Annotated in this window: 23 protein-coding genes; 11 read left to right on the plus strand and 12 right to left on the minus strand. The window is 66.7% G+C overall.

The genetic code is table 11. The annotated features are described in order from the left end of the window. Position 1 precedes the first annotated feature (1 nt). The 3 genes from HACJB3_RS12135 to HACJB3_RS12145 form a co-directional block, all read right to left on the minus strand. Positions 2–1,966, minus strand: coding sequence for an AMP-binding protein (locus HACJB3_RS12135; protein ID WP_008415764.1), 1,965 nt, complete (start codon positions 1,964–1,966; stop codon positions 2–4). 196 nt (positions 1,967–2,162) lie between these two features. Then, positions 2,163–3,905, minus strand: a complete 1,743-nt coding sequence (gene polX / locus HACJB3_RS12140; RefSeq protein ID WP_013199520.1) for a DNA polymerase/3'-5' exonuclease PolX — start codon at positions 3,903–3,905, stop codon at positions 2,163–2,165. A gap of 14 nt (positions 3,906–3,919) precedes the next feature. Next, entirely contained in the window at positions 3,920–4,357 is a 438-nt protein-coding gene (locus HACJB3_RS12145) for a DUF5788 family protein (protein ID WP_049934589.1), read from the minus strand. A gap of 83 nt (positions 4,358–4,440) precedes the next feature. Between HACJB3_RS12145 and HACJB3_RS12150 the strand changes: the two genes are divergently transcribed. Together HACJB3_RS12150 and HACJB3_RS12155 are read left to right on the plus strand one after the other, a co-directional pair. Continuing rightward, complete coding sequence (locus HACJB3_RS12150; protein WP_008415769.1) at positions 4,441–5,376, plus strand: rhomboid family intramembrane serine protease; 936 nt, start codon at positions 4,441–4,443, stop codon at positions 5,374–5,376. After that, the gene (locus tag HACJB3_RS12155) at positions 5,377–6,111 is read left to right on the plus strand and encodes an endonuclease V (protein WP_008415771.1); all 735 of its coding nucleotides are present in this window, start codon (positions 5,377–5,379) and stop codon (positions 6,109–6,111) included. It begins immediately after the preceding gene. Here HACJB3_RS12155 and HACJB3_RS12160 read toward each other — a convergent pair. Beyond that, a complete protein-coding gene (locus HACJB3_RS12160) occupies positions 6,105–6,503 on the minus strand; it encodes an SHOCT domain-containing protein (protein ID WP_008415773.1) in 399 nt (132 codons plus the stop codon). The two genes, HACJB3_RS12155 and HACJB3_RS12160, sit on opposite strands and share 7 nt — an antisense overlap. A gap of 94 nt (positions 6,504–6,597) precedes the next feature. On the opposite strand from HACJB3_RS12160, the gene HACJB3_RS12165 reads away from it, so the two are divergent. Beyond that, positions 6,598–7,422, plus strand: coding sequence for an SDR family oxidoreductase (locus HACJB3_RS12165; protein ID WP_008415775.1), 825 nt, complete (start codon positions 6,598–6,600; stop codon positions 7,420–7,422). Continuing rightward, positions 7,419–8,762, plus strand: coding sequence for a glycerate kinase type-2 family protein (locus tag HACJB3_RS12170; RefSeq protein WP_049934446.1), 1,344 nt, complete (start codon positions 7,419–7,421; stop codon positions 8,760–8,762). Before HACJB3_RS12165 ends, HACJB3_RS12170 begins: the two co-directional genes overlap by 4 nt. Here the strand turns inward: HACJB3_RS12170 and HACJB3_RS12175 are convergent. Genes HACJB3_RS12175 through fer form a run of 4 tightly spaced genes read right to left on the minus strand, consistent with a single transcriptional unit; the run spans position 8,734 to position 12,772 of the window. Then, positions 8,734–9,816, minus strand: a complete 1,083-nt coding sequence (locus HACJB3_RS12175) for a M24 family metallopeptidase (RefSeq protein WP_008415778.1) — start codon at positions 9,814–9,816, stop codon at positions 8,734–8,736. The two genes, HACJB3_RS12170 and HACJB3_RS12175, sit on opposite strands and share 29 nt — an antisense overlap. Positions 9,817–9,847: 31 nt before the next feature. Continuing rightward, on the minus strand, positions 9,848–10,921 hold the full coding sequence (locus tag HACJB3_RS12180; protein WP_008415779.1) for an ArsA family ATPase: 1,074 nt from the start codon (positions 10,919–10,921) through the stop codon (positions 9,848–9,850). Between the two features lie 40 nt (positions 10,922–10,961). Beyond that, the gene (locus HACJB3_RS12185; protein WP_008415780.1) at positions 10,962–12,062 is read right to left on the minus strand and encodes a pyridoxal phosphate-dependent aminotransferase; all 1,101 of its coding nucleotides are present in this window, start codon (positions 12,060–12,062) and stop codon (positions 10,962–10,964) included. A 47-nt stretch (positions 12,063–12,109) separates the two neighbouring features. Continuing rightward, positions 12,110–12,772 (minus strand): ferredoxin Fer, encoded by a 663-nt coding sequence (fer, locus tag HACJB3_RS12190; protein WP_008415782.1) that lies wholly within the window; start codon positions 12,770–12,772, stop codon positions 12,110–12,112. 80 nt (positions 12,773–12,852) lie between these two features. On the opposite strand from fer, the gene HACJB3_RS12195 reads away from it, so the two are divergent. The 4 genes from HACJB3_RS12195 to HACJB3_RS12210 all read left to right on the plus strand — a co-directional run bounded on the left by HACJB3_RS12195 (position 12,853) and on the right by HACJB3_RS12210 (position 14,855). Further along, on the plus strand, positions 12,853–13,206 hold the full coding sequence (locus tag HACJB3_RS12195; RefSeq protein ID WP_008415783.1) for a nuclear transport factor 2 family protein: 354 nt from the start codon (positions 12,853–12,855) through the stop codon (positions 13,204–13,206). After that, the gene (locus tag HACJB3_RS12200; RefSeq protein ID WP_008415785.1) at positions 13,203–13,697 is read left to right on the plus strand and encodes a CinA family protein; all 495 of its coding nucleotides are present in this window, start codon (positions 13,203–13,205) and stop codon (positions 13,695–13,697) included. The genes HACJB3_RS12195 and HACJB3_RS12200 overlap by 4 nt, the downstream gene beginning before the upstream one ends. A 38-nt stretch (positions 13,698–13,735) precedes the next feature. Next, positions 13,736–14,224, plus strand: coding sequence for a metal-dependent hydrolase (locus tag HACJB3_RS12205; protein ID WP_008415786.1), 489 nt, complete (start codon positions 13,736–13,738; stop codon positions 14,222–14,224). A 115-nt stretch (positions 14,225–14,339) separates the two neighbouring features. Next, positions 14,340–14,855, plus strand: a complete 516-nt coding sequence (locus tag HACJB3_RS12210) for a DUF7344 domain-containing protein (protein WP_008415788.1) — start codon at positions 14,340–14,342, stop codon at positions 14,853–14,855. A gap of 5 nt (positions 14,856–14,860) precedes the next feature. On the opposite strand, the gene HACJB3_RS12215 is transcribed toward HACJB3_RS12210, so the two are convergent. Beyond that, complete coding sequence (locus HACJB3_RS12215; RefSeq protein WP_049934449.1) at positions 14,861–15,613, minus strand: PHP-associated domain-containing protein; 753 nt, start codon at positions 15,611–15,613, stop codon at positions 14,861–14,863. Positions 15,614–15,719: 106 nt separating this feature from the next. Here HACJB3_RS12215 and HACJB3_RS12220 point away from each other — a divergent pair, with 106 nt between their 5' ends. Continuing rightward, positions 15,720–16,007: a DUF7565 family protein gene (locus HACJB3_RS12220; protein ID WP_008415792.1), complete on the plus strand. Its 288-nt coding sequence runs from the start codon at positions 15,720–15,722 to the stop codon at positions 16,005–16,007. A 40-nt stretch (positions 16,008–16,047) separates the two neighbouring features. On the opposite strand, the gene HACJB3_RS12225 is transcribed toward HACJB3_RS12220, so the two are convergent. Both HACJB3_RS12225 and HACJB3_RS12230 read right to left on the minus strand, forming a co-directional pair. Further along, positions 16,048–16,485, minus strand: a complete 438-nt coding sequence (locus HACJB3_RS12225; protein WP_008415793.1) for a transcription elongation factor Spt5 — start codon at positions 16,483–16,485, stop codon at positions 16,048–16,050. A gap of 1 nt (position 16,486) precedes the next feature. Further along, positions 16,487–16,660 carry a protein translocase SEC61 complex subunit gamma gene (locus HACJB3_RS12230; protein ID WP_008415795.1) on the minus strand — a complete coding sequence of 58 codons (174 nt, stop codon included), beginning with the start codon at positions 16,658–16,660 and terminating at the stop codon, positions 16,487–16,489. A gap of 90 nt (positions 16,661–16,750) precedes the next feature. On the opposite strand from HACJB3_RS12230, the gene HACJB3_RS12235 reads away from it, so the two are divergent. Continuing rightward, on the plus strand, positions 16,751–18,142 hold the full coding sequence (locus HACJB3_RS12235) for a hypothetical protein (RefSeq protein ID WP_049934452.1): 1,392 nt from the start codon (positions 16,751–16,753) through the stop codon (positions 18,140–18,142). Between the two features lie 36 nt (positions 18,143–18,178). Then, the gene (locus HACJB3_RS12240; protein WP_008415798.1) at positions 18,179–19,255 is read left to right on the plus strand and encodes a DUF7350 domain-containing protein; all 1,077 of its coding nucleotides are present in this window, start codon (positions 18,179–18,181) and stop codon (positions 19,253–19,255) included. Here HACJB3_RS12240 and ftsZ read toward each other — a convergent pair whose 3' ends face one another. Then, on the minus strand, positions 19,256–20,401 hold the full coding sequence (gene ftsZ / locus HACJB3_RS12245) for a cell division protein FtsZ (RefSeq protein ID WP_008415799.1): 1,146 nt from the start codon (positions 20,399–20,401) through the stop codon (positions 19,256–19,258). Between the last annotated feature and the right edge of the window lie 6 nt (positions 20,402–20,407).

Consider the following 20,407-nt stretch of genomic DNA (forward strand, 5'->3'; position numbering starts at 1 on the left):
TCTATCGCGCGTTCTCCAGCCCGTCTAACGCCTCGGGGTTCTCGATGCTGCTCATGTCGCCGAGTTCCTCGCCCGTGTAGCTCGCCTGCACGGCCCGGCGGATGATCTTCCCGCTCTGTGTCTTCGGGAACTCCGAAACGAACAGCACCTCGCGCGGACGAAACGGCTTGCCCAGTTCCTCGCCGACCTGCGCGCGCAGTTCCTCGCGTAGAGCGTCGGTCTCCTCGATCCCGGCCTCCAGAATGACGTAGGTGACGACCGCGGTGCCGGTGGTCTCGTCGGGGACGCCCACCGCGGCGGCCTGGTTGACCGAGGGGTGGTCCATCAGCGCACCTTCGACCTCGGCGGGGCCGACCTTGCGCCCGGCGACGTTGAGCGCGTCGTCGGCCCGGCCGTGAAGGAACCAAAAGCCCTCGGCATCCTTCTGTGCCCAGTCGCCGTGATCCCACAGCGGCGGGTCGTCGAAGGAGCTCCAGTACTCCGCGAGATAGCGCTCGTCGCCCTCCCAGAGGGATTTCGTCATCGAGGGACACGAGTCGCGCGCGACCAGAAAGCCCCGTTCGTGGGAGTCGGCGACCGATTCCCCTCGGGAGTTCACGATGTCGATGTCCATTCCGAGTCCGGGGCCACCGAGCGTACAGGGTTTCAGCGGCTGATTGGGCATCGGCATCAGGAAACAGCCACAGATCTCCGTGCCGCCGGAGATGTTGATGATCGGGGCCTCGCTCCCGCCGACCTTCTCGTAGAACCACTGCCAGGACTCGGGGTCCCAGGGCTCGCCGGTCGAGCCGAGGATCCGCAGCGACGAGAGGTCGTGGCGCTCGACGTGTGCATCGCCGTGTTTGCGAAGCGCGCGGATCGCCGTCGGCGAGATACCGAACTGCGTGATCGAGTGACGGTCGATCATCTCCCAGAACCGATCGGGTTCGGGGTGGTCGGGCGCGCCCTCGTACATCATTACCGTCCCGCCGAAGGTATGGGTCCCGATCAGCGTCCACGGCCCCATCATCCAACCGATATCGCTAACCCAGAAAAAGCGGTCGGCAGGCTTGAGATCCATCCCGAAGTGGACCTCTTTCGGACATTGGACGCCGACGCCCGCATGGGTGTGGACGATCCCTTTCGGTTTGCCCGTCGTGCCCGACGAATACAGCAACATCGACTCCCCATCCGCGGGCAGGGATTTCGTCTCGTACTCGTCGGACTCGGTTTCGATGGCGTCAGCCCACGTCTCGTCGCGCTCGTTACGGTCGTAGTCGCTTCCGAGTCGTTCGTAGACGATCGTGTGTTCGACGTGGCCCACCTCCTCGATGGCCTCGTCGGCGGAGGCCTTGAGATGGATCTCGCTCCCTCGACGGTAGAACCCATCGCCAGTAAAGAGGACGGAACACTCGGAGTCGTCGATCCGCGTCGCGGTGGCGTCGGTTCCGAACCCGGAGAAGATGGGAACGGCGATCGCGCCGACCTTGAAACAGCCGTAGAGAATGGAGATGACTTCGGGGACCATCGGCATGTAGAGTCCGACCGTATCACCGGTTTCGACCCCCCGTGCTTCGAGGGCGTTCGCGACCTGATTGGCCCGCCGGTACAGGTCGTGGTACGTGATCTGGCGCACCTCGCCGGGTTCGCCCTCCCAGATGCAGGCGATCTTGTTTCGTGTCTCGTTGCCGGGGGCTGCGTGGCGATCGACCGTGTTATGCGCGACGTTGAGCCGCCCGCCGGGATACCAGTCGGTGAACTGCGGGCCTTGGCTGTCGTCACGAACGCGGTCGTAGGGCTCGTAGAAGTCGATGCCCAGGTACTCGACCAGTTCGTCCCAGAACCACTCGATCTCGCCCGTGGTTCGCTCGATGAGTTCGTCGTAGTCGTCGAGATCGTAGCGCTCCATGAACGCCGCGACGTTCGTCTCCGCGGCAAAGGCCTCCGTTGGCCGGTGAACGATCTCCCCACCGTCCGGTGAATCCATACCCGCCAATCCCACAGGAACGACAAAGAGGTTTTGCACGTACGGGGTGGAGCAGGGTCGATGGGTACTGTGGGAACGGCCGCCTCGAATACGGCACCGAACGGACGTCCGTGAGTCGTGGACCCGAGGCGCTCGTATACCGACGAGGGGACAGGGCGAACCGCCGATCGGCCGGGTTCGAGGGCCAACCCGGCGATCACTCGACGAACGCCCGGACCTCGCTTGCCGTCCACGCGTTCAGGACGTCCGCGGGCCCGGCCCAACCCCGTCGGGCGGTGTGAATCCCGTATCGGTCGTTCTCGAACTCAGCGGGGCTGTGTGCGTCGGTGTTGATCACGACGGTCGCGCCCGCCTCGACGGCGACCTTCACCGCCCGGCCCCAGAGGTCGAGGCGGGCGGGGTTCGCGTTGATTTCGAGGGCCACCCCGTTGTCGGCGGCGGCCTCGGCGACCCGCTGGAGGTCCGGATCGAGGCCCGGCCGGCGGGTGAGCAGCCGCCCGGTCGGATGGCCGAGGATATCGGTCTGCGGGTGCTCGATGGCCGCGACGAGCCGGTCGGTCGCGGCTTCGGAGTCCATGTCGAGCCCGCTGTGTGGCGAGGCGACCACGAGATCGAGCTCTTCGAGGACGTCCTCGGCGACGCTCAGACCGCCCTCCGAGTCGATGTTCGCCTCGACGCCCGCGAACACCTCGATCGCCGCGTCTGCGGCCGCCTCGCGGATCGTTGCGGCCTGCTCGCGGAGGTCCTCGTCCGAGAGGCCGACCCCGCCGACCATCCCGGGCCCGGTCGCGTGATCCGAGATGCAGAGGTACTCGTGGCCGAACGTCTCGGCAGAAGCGATCCACTCGTCGATCGACTCGGTCCCGTCCGACCAGTCGGTATGCGTGTGTAGCTCCCCGCGGAGGTCGCCCTCCTCGATCAGGTCGGGGAGGGCGTCCGCGGCGGCGGCGTCGATCTCGCCGGTGTCTTCGCGGAGCTCTGGGGGGATCCACGCGAGATCCAACGCCGCATACATCTCCCCTTCGGTCCTGCCGGCGACCCGCTCGCCAGCACGCTGGCCCTCCTCGTTGGTGTCGCTCACGTCGAACACGCCGTACTCGTTGACTTTCAGGTCGCGATCCAGCGCACGGTTTCGAAACCGGATGTTGTGGGCCTTGCTGCCCGTGAAGTACTGCAATGCGCTGCCGAACTCCTCGGGGACGACGACTCGGAGGTCGACGCGAATCCCGTTTGCGACGACGCTCGCCTTGTTCTCGCCGGATTCGATGACTCGCTCGACCCGTCCCCAGTCGGTAAACGCCACGATGACTCCGTTCAGATCGTCGCTCGCGGCGAGCACGTCGACGTCACCGCTGGTCTCTCGCCACCGACGGATCGACCCGGCGACCTCCGCACGCTCGATCCCGTCGTGGCCGCGGAGGTAGTCGAGCAGGTCGTCGGCCAGCGGGCGGGTATCGCCCAGTAACTCGCGCTCGCTTGCCTTTCGGGCGAACTCCAACCCGCTGAGGATGTTCTGTTCGGTTTTCGGCCCGAACCCCTTGATCTCCTGAATCTCGCCAGCGCTCGCGACTGTTTCGAGATCCGCGAGGTTCTCGACGCCGAGTGCCTCGTAGAGCGTGCCGACCGTCTTCGGCCCGACGCCCTCGACGCTCGTGAGTTCGTCCATCGCCACCGGGAGCTTCGCGCGCTCTCCTTCTAGCTCCTCGATCGCGCCGGTGTCGACGTACTCGATGACCTTCGAGGAGATGGCGTCGCCAACCCCGTCGATCTCCTCGACCGCGTCCTGGCCCTTGCTCGCCAGGTCTTCGATTGCAGTCGGGTACTCCCGGATGCTCTCTGCGGCCCGGCGATACGTGTTGGGCTTGTATTCGACGTCCTGGGCTTCGAGGAGGTCGGCGTACTCCTCGAAGAGGGCGGCGATCTCGGCGTTGCGGCTCATGGCCCGTCTTGGATCTATCGCCTGTTAGGTGTACTGTCCTCGTCGAGCCCCAGCGCCTGGCGCATGAAGCGCGACCAGCGTTTCTTGTCGGCGACCTCCTGTGCGCGCGCCTCGGCTTCGAGGTTCGCGGGACCCAGTTGCTGGAGGCCCTCTAGCGCGCGGTCGATCCCGATGATCGATTCGGCGAGGCGTTCGCCCTCTGCCATGCTGATCTCGCCGGCCTCGATCCTATCGAGGCGCTCGATGCGCTCCTTGCGGAGGTTACGCTTTGCCTGCTCGACGCGCTCTTTCTCGCCCTCGGGGACCGTCGTGCGGCGCTTGATCTCGAAGACGAAATCCCGGAGTTCGACGCGTTCGCCCTGAACGGTGATCTCCTCTGGGATCCGTGCGCCGATGGTCGCGCCCTCCTTGCCGATCCGTTCGAGCAGCTGTTTTCGCTCATACTCCTGCACGTCCCGGTGTCGGTGATCGAGGAGCAAAAATCCCGCTCGTCCGATCCCCACCCCTTTTGTCGCCCCCACGCCAATCTCGGGTAATGGCGCAGTGTGATCGGTGTGGCGCACACGAGAACCTCCCCTACCGGTGTGGGCGCTGTGGCGGCGTCTTCTGTGCGAGCCACCGGCTGCCGGAGAACCACGACTGCCCCGGCCTCCAGGAGTGGCGCGACCCCGACGGGGTCTTCGACAGCGGGTTCGACGACGGCGTGAACAACCCCGGGGGACAGGAGAGGACGGTCCGCGACCGGGTGCCGTTCAACACCGGCACCGGCGGACCCCTCGGATACGTCCGCAACAACATGACCTACGTCTTCCTGTTGCTGATGTGGGTGACGTTCTCACTACAGTTCGTCCTCCTCCCGCTGTTCGGATTCGGAACCAACAGCGCCCTCCAGGTCTATCTGTTCGTCCTCGATTCGAACAACATTACTCACGTCTGGACGTGGGTCACCTCCATTTTCGCCCACGGTAGCGTCGGTCACATCGTGATGAACAGCATCGTCCTGTATTTCTTCGGGCCGATCGTCGAGCGGAAGGTCGGCAGCCGAAACTTCGCGGCGCTGTTTCTCGTAAGCGGCGTGATCGCCGGCCTCGCACAGGTCGGAACCGCGCTCGCGCTCGGCTCGTTCAGCGCCGTCGTCGGGGCCAGCGGTGCGATCATGGCCATCCTCGGTGTGCTCACCGTGCTGAACCCCCAGCTTCGGGTCCTGCTGTTTTTCTTCATCCCGATGCCGCTGTGGCTCCTGACGCTGGGCTTCGCCGCCGTCTCGATCGGTGTCGTCGGGTTCGGCGGCGTCGGCGCCGGCGGGATCGCCCATCTGGCCCACCTCGCGGGCCTGTTCGTCGGGCTGGCCTACGGCGAGAAGCTCCGCCGTGAAGGCGAGCGCGCGCCCGACCAACTCCGCTTTGGCGGCGGTCCCGGTGGTCCCGGCGGCCCGGGCGGTCCGGGCGGCCCCGGACGAGGGCGGTTCTGAATGGAGGTCGTCCATCCGAAATTTCGCCCTGATCCCGGACTCTCGCGGGCGGAGATGGAGGCCCTCCAGCGCGAGATCGGCCACGAGGCGGTCTTCGAGGACGACCTGGCCCCCCTGCCCGACTCGCCGCTGGTCGTCGGCGTCGATCAGGCCTTCCCAGACGAGCAGGCCGTCAGCGCGATCGTCGCCATGCGCGACGGCGAGGTGATCGAACGCACCTCCGCAGTAACCGACCTTTCCATACCGTATATCCCCGGCCTGCTCTCCTTCCGGGAGGGCGAATCGATCCTTGCGGCCTTCGAGACCTTGGAGTGCGAGCCGGATCTGGCGCTGTTCGACGGCAGCGGCCGGATTCATTACAGGGAGGCCGGACTGGCGACTCACATGGGCGTCGCGCTCGATCTCCCCAGCGTCGGCGTCGCAAAGAGCCTGCTCTGTGGCCGACTGAGCAACCCGCCCGAGGAGCCCTTCGCGGAGGGCACGCGAGTGCCGATACTGGCGAACGGCCGGGTCGAAGTCGAAGAGGGCAACGTACTGGGCTACGCGGTCCAGACCCGCCAGTACGACGGGGGGTCGCGCTACATCAACCCCCTCTACGTGAGCCCGGGCCACCGCGTCGGCCCCGAGACGGCAGCGGGGCTGGCGGAAGCACACTGTGCGGGCTATAAACTCCCCGAGCCGATCCGGCGGGCCGACGCCTATGCGGGCGAACTGGCGAGCGAAGCGCGTCAGTAGCGATCGGTCGCTCGGTCTCGGGACCGGCGGTTCCTCTCGGGGTCGCTCCCTAGCAGGCGCTCGATCCGGTGGTCGAACTCTTCATCGCTTAGCTCGCCGCGCGCGTAGCGCTGGCGCAACAGGGTTAGCGCGTCGGTATCGAGATCGGGGTCTGCGAAACAGTCGTCTTCAGTCAGGAGCTTCGTCGGCGAGTTGAGGTACGCGTAGACGGCGTACATGAGGTTGCCGAGGCCGAAGGTGAACCACACGGTGGTAAGGGCGATCAGTCCGTGGATCCACGCCGAACCGTACTGGGGGTTTTTCAGTACGACGCGGGTCTCGCCCTCGCGGGCGACCCGCCATCCGTCGGCGTACTCCTCGTCGAGTCGCCGTTGAAACCGCTCGATCCTCATGCTCACGACTGAGTAGGTCGAGGCGGATGAAAAGGGTTCCCCGCGCGGCGAGCATAGTACAACAATTAACACCCCTGCGGTCGACTGTCGGGACATGGAGAAGACCGTTTGTATCACGGGCTGTTCGTCGGGGATCGGTCGCGAGACGGCACGGCAGTTCCTGCAGGAGGAATGGACGGTGTACGCGACCGCCCGTGATACGGGCGATATCGCGGACCTCGCGGAGCTCGGCTGTGAGACGGCCGAACTCGACGTGACCAACGACGTACAGATACAATCGGTCGTCGAGCATATCCTCGCGGAGACCGGCCGGATCGACTGTCTGGTCAACAACGCGGGCTACGGCCAACTGGGTCCCGTCGAGGACATCCCGGTGCGCGACGTCGAAAAGCAGTTCGACACCAACGTCTACGGTCCGCATCGCCTCGTCCGGGAGGTCCTCCCGCACATGCGCGAGCGCGGCGACGGCACGATCGTCAACGTCTCCAGTCTGGCCGGGCGCGTCTCCTTTCCCGGCGGCGGCGTCTACTGCGGGTCGAAAGCCGCCCTCGAATCGATGACCGACGCTCTCAGAGTCGAGGCCGACCGCTTCGGCGTCGACGTCGTGTTGGTCGAACCCGGGCCGGTGGCGTCGAACTTCTCGGACCGTGCGACCGACTCCGCGGACGACATCCCACGCTCGGAGGCCTACAGCGACATCTACAGCGTGATCGACGACACGAGCGCGATCGGCGGGGACGGACCGGGCGCAATCGAGCCCGGCGAGGTCGCAGACTGGATCGTCCACGCCGCGAGCGCGACCCGCCCCAACGCCCGGTATCCCGTCGGGAAGGCCGCCAAACTCGGGTCGCTCGCCCGCCTAGTTCCCGACTCGCTTCGCGACACGGCGTTCAAACTCGCCCTGAAGATCGCCGGATGATGCAGGATCGCGAGGCGCTTGGCGGGACGGCCGCCCGCGACCTCGCACTCGACTGTATCGAGGCCGGAATCGAGGCCGGGGACCCCGAGCGGGCGATCGCCGAGAGCGTCTCGCTCGACGGCGATCGACTGACCATCGGCGAAACGAGCTACGACCTCGCTTCGTACGCCGACGTCGTCGTCTTCGGCGGGGGTAACGCCGGCGGCCGGATGGCGAGCGCGATCGAGGGCGTACTGGGTAAGCGGATTTCGAGAGGGGTCGTCGTCACCGACGCACCTGAAGAGACCGACCGGATCGAGGTGCTGCCGGGCGATCACCCCGTCCCCTCCGAGCGCGGGGTCGAGTCCACCCGCCGGATGCTCGAACTCGCGGACGACGCGGCGGACGATACGCTCGCGCTCGTGCTGGTCTCGGGTGGGGGAAGCGCGCTCATGCCCGCGCCCGCCGAGGGGATCACGCTTTCTGCACTCCAAGAGGTAACCGAAGCGCTGCTCGCGAGCGGGGCGGAGATCGGCGAGATCAACGCCGTCCGCAAGCACTGCTCGGCGTTCAAAGGCGGCGGGTTGGCACGCCGGGCCGCTCCCGGTACCGTGGTCTCGCTGATCGTCAGCGACGTCATCGGTAACGACCTGAGCACGATCGCGAGCGGGCCGACCGCCCCCGACGCGACGACCTTCGAGGAGGCCAAAGAGGTGCTCTCGCGATACGGGATCGACCCACCCGAGGCGATCGCGAGTCGCCTCGAACGCGGGGCAGAGGGGGAGGTAGCGGAGACGCCAGACGCCGAGGATCCCGTCTTCGATCGGGTCGACAATCACGTGATCGCCGACGGCTTCAGCGCCCTCGAAGCGGTCCGCGACCTCGCAAGCGAGCGGGGCTCCGAGCCGCTGATCCTCTCTTCCAGTGTGCGCGGCGAGGCCCGCGAGGCCGCAAAAACCCACGTCGCGATCGCAGAGGAAGTCCAACGAACGGGCAATCCGCTCGCCGCACCCGCAGTGGTCTGTTCGGGCGGCGAGACGACCGTGACGCTGCGTGGCGATGGCACCGGCGGGCCCAACCAGGAGTTCGCGCTTGCTGCGGCGATCGAACTCCGGGGGAGAGAGGGAATCGCGCTGACCGCGGTCGACACCGACGGGATCGACGGCGCGACCGACGCGGCGGGCGCGGTGGTCGATGGCGAGAGCGTCTCGGACCCCGAAACGGCGCGGGCTGCCCTCGCCGAGAACGACGTCTACCCGTATCTCGAAGAACGCGATTCGCTCATCGAGACGGGGGCGACAGGAACGAACGTCAACGACCTGCGGGTACTCGTCATCGCCAATCCCGAGGGGAGTCGTTGAGCCGTTCACAGCCCTCGGCAGTGACGACCACCAGGTCCTCGATCCGGACGCCGAACTCGCCGTCGAGATAGACGCCCGGCTCGACGCTGAAGACCATGCCCGCTTCGAGCGCCCTCGAGTTCCCGTCGACGATGTATGGCGGTTCGTGGACCTCGATGCCGACCCCGTGGCCCGTTCTATGCGTGAACTGCTCGCCGTAGCCCGCGTCTTCGATGACCTCCCTCGCAGCGCGGTCGACCGCTTCCGCGGGGACGCCGGGTGCGATCGCCTCGACGGCCGCCCCCTGAGCCTCACGGACGACGTCGTGAACCGCCTCGAACCCCGTCGGTGGGTCGCCCCCGAAGACGACCGTCCGGGTCTGGTCGCTCGGATAGCCATCGAGTCGGGTCCCGAAATCGAGGACGACGGGATCGCCAGCTTCGATCTCTCGGTCGCCATGGCGGTGGTGCGGGCGCGCGCCGTTCGGTCCGGCGGCGACGATCGTCTCGAAGGAGGGACCCTCGCCGCCCGCATCGGCTAATTGTGACTCGATCTCGCGGGCGAGGTCGCGTTCGGTCATCCCGATCGCGTCCAGCGTCCTGATCTCCTCGCTCACCCGGTCCGTCAACGCGCTGGCCCGTCGAATCGCGTCTATTTCGGCCTCGTCCTTCTTCAGGCGGAGGTCCGCAAGCACCTCGCTTGCCAGCCCGAACTCGGCGTCCGTCACAGCCTGAAGGTCCTGGGTGAAGCGCGCCCACAGCCGGTCGTCGACGAGCAAGCACTCCGGGTCGAGGTGCGAGAGGATCTCCTCGATGTACTCGCGAGGGTCCTCGCCGTCGTCCCAGAGTCGAGTATCAGAGACCCAGGTGTCGGCAAGCTGGTCGTCGTACATCGTCGGCGCGAGGAAGACGGGCTCGCCCTCACGGGGAACGAACAGGAGGAAGTGACGTTCCATCGGCTCGTCGCGAAATCCGGTCAAATATTGGAGGTTCGGTCCCGGAAAGAGCACGAGACACTCCTCGGGAGAAAGCGCCTGTTGGCAGGCGCGGGTCCGGCCCTCGTAGTCGGCGTCCATGGTCGAGGAGTCGGCCGACTGCGTGATAAAGTCAGTCGAGGCAGGCCGCGACGAGTTCGAGCATCCGTTCGCCCCGGACCTCGTCAGCAAACAGCGGTACCCGTTTGACGTCGTGGCCGCGAAACAGCTCCTGAGAGCGGGTCAACGCGCCCTGTTGGACCTTCCAGCGCCGATTACAGAACTCGCAGTTCTCGATATCCGGCGAGACGAAATCGTCGGGGTCGCCGCCGGCGACGTTCGCGAAGTCCTCCATCACGCGGTTGACGACCACCGTGGAAACGGGGATCTCGAACTCCGCTAACCTACTGAGCAGGCGTTTGGACTCGACGACGCTCATCTCCTCGGGCACCATTACGATCCGGAAGTCCGTTTTCGTGGGGTCTCGCAGCGTCGCGCGTAGGTGCTCGATTCGCTCGCGGAGTTCGTCGAGATCCCCCATCCCCCCTTCAGAGGGGTCGTCGCCGAACATCCCCTTCATTCCCTCGACCATCCCCTGCATCCGCTGGCGGAACTGCATCAGCCGCCCGACCATCGAGTCCATCAGTTCGGGGAGTTCGAGCAATCGGAGGGTGTGGCCCGTCGGCGCGGTGTCGATCACGACCCGGTCGAAGCGGTCGTCGTCGAGGTACTGAAGCAGTTGGCGCATCGCCGCCGCCTCGTCCGCTCCGGGCATCGACCCGCCCGACAGCAGGTCGCCCAGCCCGCTCTCCTCGTCGGCGGGCCCCTCGTAACCGACCCCATCGGCACCGCCGAACATCCCTTCGAACCCGCCGAGCGGGTTCTCGCCGCCGAGCATCCCTTCATCCATCGCGTCGTCGGGGTCGATCTCGGCGGCAAAGAGCGGGATGTCGTCTCGAATCTGCGTCGCCTCGCTCGGAATCTCCGTTTCGAGCGTGTCCGAAAGCGAGTGGGCGGGGTCCGTCGAAACCACCAGCGTTCGAGTGCCGTCCCGGGCGCTCGCGAGCGCGGTCGCGGCGGCCATCGTCGTTTTGCCGACGCCGCCTTTCCCCCCGTATAGTACGTACTCCGGAGCGTCGACACCGCTCGGAACGGACACCTCCACGTCTTCGATCTCCTCGACGGGCTCGACGTCCAGTTCGGCCATACCATCCGTTTCGGGGCGATCGCCGTGTACCCGTCGGTCTTCAGGCGAAAAACTCCGCCAGCCTGTCGGCGGCCTCCTGCGCTCGCGGCGTCACCAGCGCGAAGCGCAGCCACTCCGCCCGGGAGTCGCCGAAGGCCTCGCCGGGCATCCCCGCGACGCCGGCCTCGTCGATCAGGCGCTCGACGTTGTTCATGGTCCCCGGGAACCCCTCGAAGCGCGCCAGGACGTAAAAGGCGCCGTCCGGGCGGGTGTACTCGGCTCCCGCGGCGTCGAGCGCGTCGGTGAAGGCGTCAATGCGTTCCGCGAGCATCTCGCGCGTTCCCGCGTAGTAATCGGGATCCGTCTCGCGGAGCGCCTGCAAGACGGCATACTGGGCGGGCCGTGAGCCGGTGACGTTGACGAGCATGTGGCGGGTCCGGGCGGGTTCGGCCAGCGCGGGCGGCAACACGGTATAGCCCACCCGAAAGCCCGTGATCGCCATCGACTTCGAGAAGCTGGCCGTGACCACGCGGTGTGCCGAGTCGATCGATAGCGCGCTCGTAAAGCGTCCCGACTGGTCGAAGTGATCGTAGACCTCGTCGCTTATGAGGATCGCATCCGACTCCTCTGCGATCGCGACGAGTTCTCGTGTCGTTTCCTCGCCGTAGACCGCCCCCGTCGGGTTGTTCGGCGAGTTGACGACGATCGCGGCCGTCTCGGCGCTCGCCCGGTCGCGGACGGCCTCGGGATCGAGCCGGCCGTCCCCGTCGACGGGGACGTAGGTCGCCTCGCCGCCAAGCATCTGCGTCTTGCCGGGGTAGTACGGGTAGACGGGGTCGGTGAGCAACACCTCCTTGCCCGCGTCCCTGTCGAGGGCTTCGGCCATCGCGAGGTAGTTCGCCTCGCCGCCGCCGTTGGTGACGATCACCGACTCGAGAGGGACGTTTCGCCGATCAGCGATCTCCTCGCGTAGCTCGCGCAGGCCGTCGCTAGGCGGGTACTGGAACTCGTCGACGGGACGGTCGGCGTACTCGCGCAGGCCCTCCCGGAGCGCCTCGGGAGGTTCCCAGTCGGGGTTGCCACTGACCATGTCGATGACGTCCCGATCCGCGCGCTCGGCGTACTGCATCACCCGGAAGAACAGCGGTTTCTCGTAGTCCATACGTGCCCTGTCGACCCGGTCGACCTGCCTCTTTCGGGTTCGGACGATCAGTCGTTGACGTGGGCCTGTTCGAACGGTCGTGGGGGCAGTCGTAGCTTGTCGAGATACGGCAGGTGTTTGATGTTGTAGACGATCCGCAACTCGTCGGTGCTCGGCGTGCCGTTACAGGACAGCCGGATGCCCCGATCGAGCATCTCCGCCGGGAGGACGTGATTGACCGGCATCGAGAGCTCGCCGTCGAGGACCGCGACCGCACAGTTCGCACATGCCCCGCCCCGACAGGCGTACGGCCACGCGAACCCGCGGTTCTCGGCGGCCTCCAGCAGCGACTCGTTTGGCTGGACGAGAAACCGGCCGTAATCGGCCCCGTCGAGGCCCGCGTCGGCGGCCTTCTCGAACAGGTCCGCCTCGTCGAGAGTCCACCCGTGGTCGTCGAGCACCTCGTAGTTGAGGTACTCGACCCGCGAGAGCTCCTCGTCTTCCTCGTCTCCGGGGTCAGATCCCTCCTCCTCGATGCCGGTATCGAGCGAGGGGGCCTCGGGTCGCGAGCCGACGGTGAGTTCCTCGTAGGCCTCCCTGACCAACTGGAACTCGCGGGCGGATCCCCCCTGATCCGGGTGGGCCTCGATCACGCGCCGCCTGTAGGCACGGGCCACCTCCTCGTCGTCCGCGTCCGGATCGACCGACAGCACCTCGTACGGGGACACCATGCCCGCCCTAGCGGGTTCGTGCTGATAAATCCCTTCCGAGGTGCCGACAGCCTATTGGCGCGGGTCCCCGTAGCGGGCCCATGAGCGCGAGCGAGGAGGCGATCCGGGAGTACTACGAGTGCGTGGATCGGGAGGCCTACGAGGAGCTGTTCTCGCTGTTCGCCGAGGACGTCGTCTACCACCGCCCCGGCCAGGAGCCCATTGAGGGGATGGCCGACTTCGAGGAGTTCTACCAGGAGATCCGCGCGATCGATCGGGGGACCCACACCGTGATCGACCTCACCGCCGAGGACGACACGATCGCAGTGCAGGGGCGCTTTGCGGGCGTGCTGGAGGGCGGGCAGGTCGAGTTCGGCTTCGCCGACGTCCACCGGTTCGACGACGAGGGGCTCATCACCGAGCGCTGGACCTACACGGACACGGGGCGGGTGTGAGCGACCCCATCGAAACGCGGGTCGGCGAGGCGCTTCGCGAGCGCGAGGCGACGGTGGCGACCGCCGAGTCCTGTACCGGCGGGCTGATCTGCTCACTTTTGACCGACGTCCCCGGATCGAGCGACTACCTCGACCGGGGGTTCGTCACCTACGCCTACGACGCCAAACGCGAGATGCTGGGCGTCTCGCGGGAGGCACTGGACGATCACGGCGCGGTGAGCGACCCCGTCGCCCGCGAGATGGCCCGCGGGGCGCGCGACGTGGCCGACGTCACGTGGGGACTCGCGACGACCGGGGTCGCCGGGCCCACGGGGGGAAGCGAGGAGAATCCGGTAGGGACGGTCTACATCGGCGTCGCCCACGCCGCCCCGTGGGGCTCTGGCGACTCGTATGCAAGCGTCTCCCGATACGAGTTCGACGGCTCGCGGACCGAGATCAAGGGCGAGATCGCTCGCCAAGCCCTCACCGAACTGTACGAGGCGGTCGTCTGACGCAACCGTTATTTGCGTGCCGCGTTTATATCAGATAGATGAACAAACGTGGGCACGTGCTGAACGCGGCGTTGCTTGCGGTCGGGTTGGGGGTGATGGTCCGGCCCGTTCCGGAGGTCGAGACGCTCGCCGTGGTCGCCGAGCTGTTCGTCCCCATCGTGCTTGGCGCGCTCTTTCCGGACGTCGACACCGCGTTCGGAACGCACCGCAAGACGCTGCACAACCTGCCCGTGCTTGCGATCTTTCTGGCCTACCCGATCTACTTCGGGAACCTCCAGTGGGTCTGGGTCGGCGTGCTCAGTCACTACCTGCTGGACGTGCTGGGAAGCAAGCGCGGGATCGCGCTCTTCTATCCCCTCTGGCGCCGCGAGTTCGGCTTTCCCTTCGGGGTGCCCGTCAGGAGCCGGTGGTCGCCCGTCGTGACCCTCGTCGTGACGGGTCTCGAACTCGCGTTCGGGGCGGCCGTGATCCACTGGCTCCCCGCCCCGATGGCCGAGGGCGCCCTGACCCTCTTGGGCGTCCGATAGCGTCCGACACCGGCGTGCGTCGAGGAGGGATCGGTGTTGATATAACACGGTTGATCGTAGTGAGAAGCGTCTCGACAATCGGCGCGAGGACGGGCGACATGACGGTGATGGAAGGATGGTCACAGGTTCAAACCAGCACTTGACGGAAGCCCAGATCCACGACGTGCTGCGTAACGACCGTCGGCGGGCGGTGATCTCGACGCTCGGCGACGCCGACGGGGTGGCACAGATCCGGGACCTCGCCGATCGGATCGCGAGCACCGAAACCGGCACCACGCCCCCGCCACAGAACGCCAGACAGAGCGTCTACGTCTCGTTGCACCAGACCCATCTCCCGAAACTCGACTCGCTTGGCGTCGTCGAGTACGACACCGACACCAACACGGTGTCGCTGCGCGAGGAGGCGAGCGAGGTCGCGGCGTACATGGGTGGTGCGCCGGGATCGACCGTCCACTGGGCGCGGATCTATCTGGCCCTGAGCGTCCTCGGACTGGTCAAGACGGTCGTTGCGCTGCTCGCGATCGAACCACTGACGCGCGCGGCACTCGTGGGGGCGCTGATCATGTTCGTCGTCATGATGGGGCTTGCGGGCTATCACGTCTGGTTACAGCGCGACCGGCCGCTGCGCTGATCCGATCAGTACACTGCCACGTCGTCGAACCGGCCTTCGTACGCGGGGTGGCGCGGATGGGTCGGTTCCATCCCCGAGAGCGCGAGGCGATCGACCTTCTTCCAGGAGTTCTCCCATGCGAGGTGAGCGAACTCGATCCGACACCGGCGGCCGTGGCGCCGTCCCGACCGGTGGAACACCCGGCGGGCCACACCCGAGCGAAGCGCGGTATACAGGTCCGCCGCCGAGTCGATGTCGATCCCGAACTCGGTCCAGACCTCGCCGACGGTTCGAGGGAGGTGAGCGTACGACGAGCCGAAGGCCGGGAGACTGGTTTCACGGGCGATCTCGCGTGCGCGGCGGTTGTGATGCGGGAGGTGTTTCGGGTTGTAGATCTCGACGCCACAGAAACAGTCGGGGTGGCGATTCAGGTCGACGACGTCCAAACTGACCGTCGCGAACTCCGGGTGCGGGACGAGCGCGAGGGCGTCCCGGCGGTCGAGTTCTTCGAGCGTGCCCTCGAGCGTGAGGAAGTCCGGAATCGGCTCCTCGAGATCGAGCGCGAGGACGTGTTTTCGGTCGCGGAAACTCCCCGTGAAGACCTCACGGGCCGGAACGACCAGCAGGTCGTCGTCGCTGAAGCGCGCCGCGCGCTCGCGGATCTCCGGCAGGCGGGTGAAATGGGGCGCGTAGACGAGGACGTCGATTCCACGGTCTTTCGCCCGGCGGGCGACTCCTTCGTCGAGGATCTTCACATGCGGGTCGACACGAGTCGGCATACCGACTGGGTACTCCGGTCGCCGGTTTGCGACTTACGGTTCCAGTACCCTAAAATACATGGTATAAAATAAAGTATTTTATATCAGTAGGCCCTGTCGAACGTCGATGACCGGCTGGGAGTGTGCGATCGACGGCTGTGGCGTGACCTTCGAGTCCGCCGAGGAGCTGATCGCCCACCAGAAGGGCGAACACGCGGGCCACGAGTGTCGGGTCTGCGGGGTCGAGGTTCCCGACGGCTATCCGGCGATCAGACACGCCTTCGGGGAACACACCCGCGCGCAGTACGTCCGGGTCTACGACGCCGACGCGGAGGCGATCCGCGTCCGTGAGGCGGTGCTCCGACGGGTCCAGTCGGCGCTCGACGGGTCGATTTCGGCCGTCAATTCCGAGTGAAGAACGCGAGAGAGCGGGCGCTTTCGTCGCGACGCCGACTCTAGCGTTCTTCGGAGTCGAGCACGCGGATCTGATCGCCGCGCACCGTCACGGGGATCGGAACGGTCGCCTCGTAGAGTTCGACCGTGACCTGGTCTTTACCCTCGTCGATGCGCTGGACTTGGGCCTTCTCGCCCTTGAACGGGCCGGCGATGAGTTCGACGATGTCGCCCTCGGCAATCCCCTCGACGTCCGGTTTCGGACTGAGGAAGTGTTCGACCTCGGTGATCGAACTCTGTCCGGGGACGATCGAGCGCGCGTGGGGGATCTCGTCGAGGACGCGCTCGATGATCGCGTGGTCGTCGGATTCGACCATCACGTAGCTCGTCAGCGAGTCGGGCGCCAGCGCCGCGTGGATCGCGGGCTCCTCACGGTTCATGATCATGTCCGCGACGGTGCGCTCCTGGCTCGCCGTGGTTTTGACGGCGTAGATCGGCATTTCAGAGCCCTCCGGGGAGGAAGCTCATGACGACGAACATGAAAAAGCCGATGAGGCCGACGAGGACGATACCGACGGCGGCGATCAGCGCCACGCGGGAGAACTCCTCCCACGCCGGGGTCGTGGCGAACTTCAGGACGCGGACGTAGGAGTTGAGATCGGTCGGGACGTTCATACTGGCCGACGATAGGACAGCAGGGGTTTTCTATCTATTGATGGGCGCCTGAGCGACAGGTAGAGAACCCTCCGGTGTCGAGTACCGACGATGGGTACGAGGAGACGCGGGGTGGCCCTTCTGGCCCTCGCGCTCGCGGGACTGGTGTTCGCGACCGATGCGGTTGCGGCGAGCAACGTCGCGACCGGCCTCCAGGGCGACGGCCGTGATCTGCAGGTGCCGACGTGGCTCTACCTCGGTACCGGCGGGGCGGCGGTCGGCGCCTCGGGCCTGCTCGCGATGTTCGTCACCGACCGGCGGCTGATCGATCGCCTCCACACCTGGCGGCGGTCGACCGCCCTCGGCGAGGGGCTCGCGGGACCGTTTCGGGGTCTCGCCGGCACGCTCGCGGTCGTCGGCCTCGCGTTCGTGGTCTTCGTCGGACTGACCGGGCCGACGATCGCGAACGCCAACCTCGCCGTGCTCGTCGTCTTCGTCGGCGTGCGCGCGGGACTCGTGATGGTCGCGTACCTGCTCGCGAACCCCTGGCCCGCCCTCAACCCGTGGCGGGCGCTCGCGCGACTCGCGCCGACCGGGTTCGTCGAGTACCCCGACCGCTGGGGCGTCTGGCCCGCGGTCTGTGGCCTGCTCTGTATCCTCTGGGTCGAGGTCGTCGTCCCGATCAACACCGTCCCCGGGACGCTCGCGCTCGCCGTCCTCGCGTACAGCGCCTCCACGCTCACCGGAGCGGTCGTCTTCGGTCCCGACGACTGGTTTCGCTACGGCGACCCGCTTGCGGTGCTCTTTCGGTACTACGGGGCCGTCGCGCCGATCCAGCGAACGGACGAGGGGGTGGAACTAGTCCTGCCGGGCGCGAAACTCCGCGAATCCTCCGTCGTCGACGGGGCGAGCGGCGTGGCGTTCGTCCTCCTGTTGGTCTGGGAACTCACCTACAGCGCCTTCATCGTCGTCCCCGCGGGGATCGCGAGCGTCGAGTTCCTCGTCTCGCTCGGCGTCCCGCCCTCGGTGACCTACGCGGGGCTATTGCTCGCGGGCTACGGCCTTTTTCTGGGGAGTTACTGGTTCGCGACCCGCTTCGGAAAGCGCCTCGCCGAGACGTACGTCACCACGGAGCACCTCGCGGTGTGCTTTGCGCCGCCGCTGTTGGCGATCGCGGCGGGCTATCACCTCGCACACTACTTCACCTTTCTCGTCTCGCTTTCCCCGTCGCTCGCGCTCGTCCTCGCCTCGCCGCTGTCGCCGCCGGTGCCGCCGCTGACGCTCGTTCTGCCCACTTGGTTCGGCCTGCTCGATATCGGGTTCGTTCTGGCGGGCCACCTGCTCGCGATCTGGGCGGCCCACGCGGTCTCGTTTTCGGTGTTTCCGAGCCGACTGCAGGCGATCCGCAGCCAGTACCCCGTTGTGATCGTGATGATCGTCTATACGATGATCAGCCTCTGGTTGATCTCGCTTCCCACCGCCGACCCCGCGTTCGTCGGCTAACGCAACCCGTAAGACCGCGAGGACCCGAGGGCCGACATGGACCGCCGTGACTTCCTCCGGGTCGGTGCCCTCCTCGGAACGATCGGGACTGCGGGCTGTCTCGGTGTCTTCGAGACGCAATCGGCCTGGCGCGACCCCCCGCTCGTCGAGGACCGCCCTGAGGCGGCCTACATCCCCGCCTCGACCGAGGAAATGGGCACCTACGGAGTTACGGAGGTCGGCGAGTACACCGTTTCCTTACTCTATACCTTCCCCCATCGCTTCTGGACGGTCACCGGCACCGAGACCAACATGGTCGACGTCGGCGACGAGGACGCGTTACATCTGATGGCGAGCGTCTGGGAGACCGACTCGGGCATCGTCGTCCCGGCGGACGTCAGGCTGACCGTCGAGGGCGAATCGGCCCCCTACACGGGCCAACTCTGGGCGATGCTCGCCCAGCGGATGGGGTTTCACTACGGCGACAACCTCGCGATCGAGGAGGGCGAGTACACCGCGCGCCTCGATATCAACCCCGCCGGGGCCCGCGGGGTCGGTCGGTTGGAGGGGTTGTTCGAGGAGCCCCGCACTGCCGAGATCGACTTCGAGTACACGAGCGACGACGTCTACGACCTGACGTTCGATCTCGTCGAGGAGAGCCGCCGGGGAAATCGCGGGGAACTCCCCCTGATGGACCACGAGGGGATGGCCCACGGGGGCGACGGCGACCACACCCACGGCGGGATGGCCCGGCCGACGGTCCCGCCGGCCGACTCGTTTCCCGCCGAGGTGCTCGGAACCGGCGAGAGCGGGGACGCGACGTTCGTCGTCGCCAGCGAACCCGCACGGTTCGACGAGCCCACGCTCGTGGTCTCGCCGCGAACGCCCCACAACCGGACCATGCTCCCGCTGATGGCGCTGTCGGCGACCGTCCAGAGGGGGACGGAGACGGTCTTCGAGGGGGCTCTCGAAAGCAGGCTCGATACTGAACTGGGGTTTCACTACGGCGCGCCCGTCGGGATCGACGGGGGCGAGACGATCCGGATCGATATCGAGTCGGTCCCGCAGGTCGCCCGCCACGACGGCTACGAGACGGCCTTCTTCGAGATGCCGCCGGTCGAGATCGAAAACTGACTACTCGACGTAGTCGATGTCCTGTAGCTGACCGGTACTTTGCTCCTGTTGGCCCTCGTCCTCGCGGCCGTAGATCTGCGGGGAGTCGACCCCGGTAACGACGATCATGGTGCGCATCGCGCCGTCGAGTTCCTCGTCGACGGAGGTGCCCCAGATGATGCGGGCGTCGGGATCGATCCGCTCGTAGATCTCCTCGACGACGCCTTCTGCCTCCTCGATACTCATGTCGTTGCCACCGGTGACGTTGACCAGCGCGGAGTTCGCCCCGGAGATGTCGACGTCAAGCAGCGGAGAGCGAAGTGCCGACTTGACCGAGTCCTTCGCCTTCGATTCCGAATCGCTCTCGCCGAGTCCGATCATGGCGACCCCGCCTTTCTCCATGACGGTGCGAACGTCCGCGAAGTCGAGGTTCACTAATCCGGGTTTGGTGATCAGCTCGGTAATGCCCTTGACCGAGCGCATGAGCACCTCGTCTGCGACCTTGAACGCCTGGCGCACCGGCAGTTTACCGACGGCGTCGAGCAGGCGGTCGTTCGGCACGACGATCACGGTGTCGGCGACGTCTCGCAGCCGTTCGAGGCCGGCCTCGGCGTTGGTGCGTCGGACCTCGCCCTCGGCCGTGAACGGCGTCGTGACGATGGCGATGGTGAGCGCGCCCGACTCGCGGGCGGCTTTGGCGACGACGGGGGCCGAACCGGTGCCGGTCCCGCCGCCCAGACCCGCGGTCACGAAGACCATGTCCGAGCCCTGAATCGCGTCGTTGACCTCGTCCTGGCTCTCGAGGGCGGCCTCCTCGCCCACTTGGGGGAGTGACCCCGCGCCCCGGCCGCGCGTTTTCTGTTCGCCAAGCAGGATCTTGGTGTCGGCCTCGATCTCCACGAGGTGCTGGACGTCCGTGTTGGCGGCGACCAGCTTCGCGCCGTGGATGCCCTCCTCTTCCATCCGGTCGACCGTGTTGCCGCCCGCACCGCCACAGCCGACCACCGTTATATTGGTCTGGAGGTCCTCCAGTACGTCCCGAAGCTCCTCGTCGGTCATCTGGCCCGACTGGCTGACCTCGGGGGCGACGCCGTCCTCGGCGTCCTCTCGTGTCGCCGCCTGCTCCGCCTCGTCGCTCTCGACGGCGTCCTGAATGATCGAGTCCATTGTCTT

Origin of the sequence: Halalkalicoccus jeotgali B3 (assembly GCF_000196895.1) — an archaeon.
Lineage (GTDB): Archaea > Halobacteriota > Halobacteria > Halobacteriales > Halalkalicoccaceae > Halalkalicoccus > Halalkalicoccus jeotgali.

Excerpts from the sequence above, each read along its gene's own strand:
- HACJB3_RS12135 (WP_008415764.1), bottom strand. The coding sequence starts at position 1,966 with ATGGATTCACCGGACGGTGGGGAGATCGTTCACCGGCCAACGGAGGCC.
- polX (WP_013199520.1), bottom strand. The coding sequence starts at position 3,905 with ATGAGCCGCAACGCCGAGATCGCCGCCCTCTTCGAGGAGTACGCCGAC.
- HACJB3_RS12150 (WP_008415769.1), top strand. The coding sequence starts at position 4,441 with ATGGCGCAGTGTGATCGGTGTGGCGCACACGAGAACCTCCCCTACCGG.
- HACJB3_RS12155 (WP_008415771.1), top strand. The coding sequence starts at position 5,377 with ATGGAGGTCGTCCATCCGAAATTTCGCCCTGATCCCGGACTCTCGCGG.
- HACJB3_RS12160 (WP_008415773.1), bottom strand. The coding sequence starts at position 6,503 with ATGAGGATCGAGCGGTTTCAACGGCGACTCGACGAGGAGTACGCCGAC.
- HACJB3_RS12165 (WP_008415775.1), top strand. The coding sequence starts at position 6,598 with ATGGAGAAGACCGTTTGTATCACGGGCTGTTCGTCGGGGATCGGTCGC.
- HACJB3_RS12170 (WP_049934446.1), top strand. The coding sequence starts at position 7,419 with ATGATGCAGGATCGCGAGGCGCTTGGCGGGACGGCCGCCCGCGACCTC.
- HACJB3_RS12175 (WP_008415778.1), bottom strand. The coding sequence starts at position 9,816 with ATGGACGCCGACTACGAGGGCCGGACCCGCGCCTGCCAACAGGCGCTT.
- HACJB3_RS12180 (WP_008415779.1), bottom strand. The coding sequence starts at position 10,921 with ATGGCCGAACTGGACGTCGAGCCCGTCGAGGAGATCGAAGACGTGGAG.
- HACJB3_RS12185 (WP_008415780.1), bottom strand. The coding sequence starts at position 12,062 with ATGGACTACGAGAAACCGCTGTTCTTCCGGGTGATGCAGTACGCCGAG.
- fer (WP_008415782.1), bottom strand. The coding sequence starts at position 12,772 with ATGGTGTCCCCGTACGAGGTGCTGTCGGTCGATCCGGACGCGGACGAC.
- HACJB3_RS12195 (WP_008415783.1), top strand. The coding sequence starts at position 12,853 with ATGAGCGCGAGCGAGGAGGCGATCCGGGAGTACTACGAGTGCGTGGAT.
- HACJB3_RS12205 (WP_008415786.1), top strand. The coding sequence starts at position 13,736 with ATGAACAAACGTGGGCACGTGCTGAACGCGGCGTTGCTTGCGGTCGGG.
- HACJB3_RS12210 (WP_008415788.1), top strand. The coding sequence starts at position 14,340 with ATGGTCACAGGTTCAAACCAGCACTTGACGGAAGCCCAGATCCACGAC.
- HACJB3_RS12215 (WP_049934449.1), bottom strand. The coding sequence starts at position 15,613 with ATGCCGACTCGTGTCGACCCGCATGTGAAGATCCTCGACGAAGGAGTC.
- HACJB3_RS12220 (WP_008415792.1), top strand. The coding sequence starts at position 15,720 with ATGACCGGCTGGGAGTGTGCGATCGACGGCTGTGGCGTGACCTTCGAG.
- HACJB3_RS12225 (WP_008415793.1), bottom strand. The coding sequence starts at position 16,485 with ATGCCGATCTACGCCGTCAAAACCACGGCGAGCCAGGAGCGCACCGTC.
- HACJB3_RS12230 (WP_008415795.1), bottom strand. The coding sequence starts at position 16,660 with ATGAACGTCCCGACCGATCTCAACTCCTACGTCCGCGTCCTGAAGTTC.
- HACJB3_RS12235 (WP_049934452.1), top strand. The coding sequence starts at position 16,751 with ATGGGTACGAGGAGACGCGGGGTGGCCCTTCTGGCCCTCGCGCTCGCG.
- HACJB3_RS12240 (WP_008415798.1), top strand. The coding sequence starts at position 18,179 with ATGGACCGCCGTGACTTCCTCCGGGTCGGTGCCCTCCTCGGAACGATC.
- ftsZ (WP_008415799.1), bottom strand. The coding sequence starts at position 20,401 with ATGGACTCGATCATTCAGGACGCCGTCGAGAGCGACGAGGCGGAGCAG.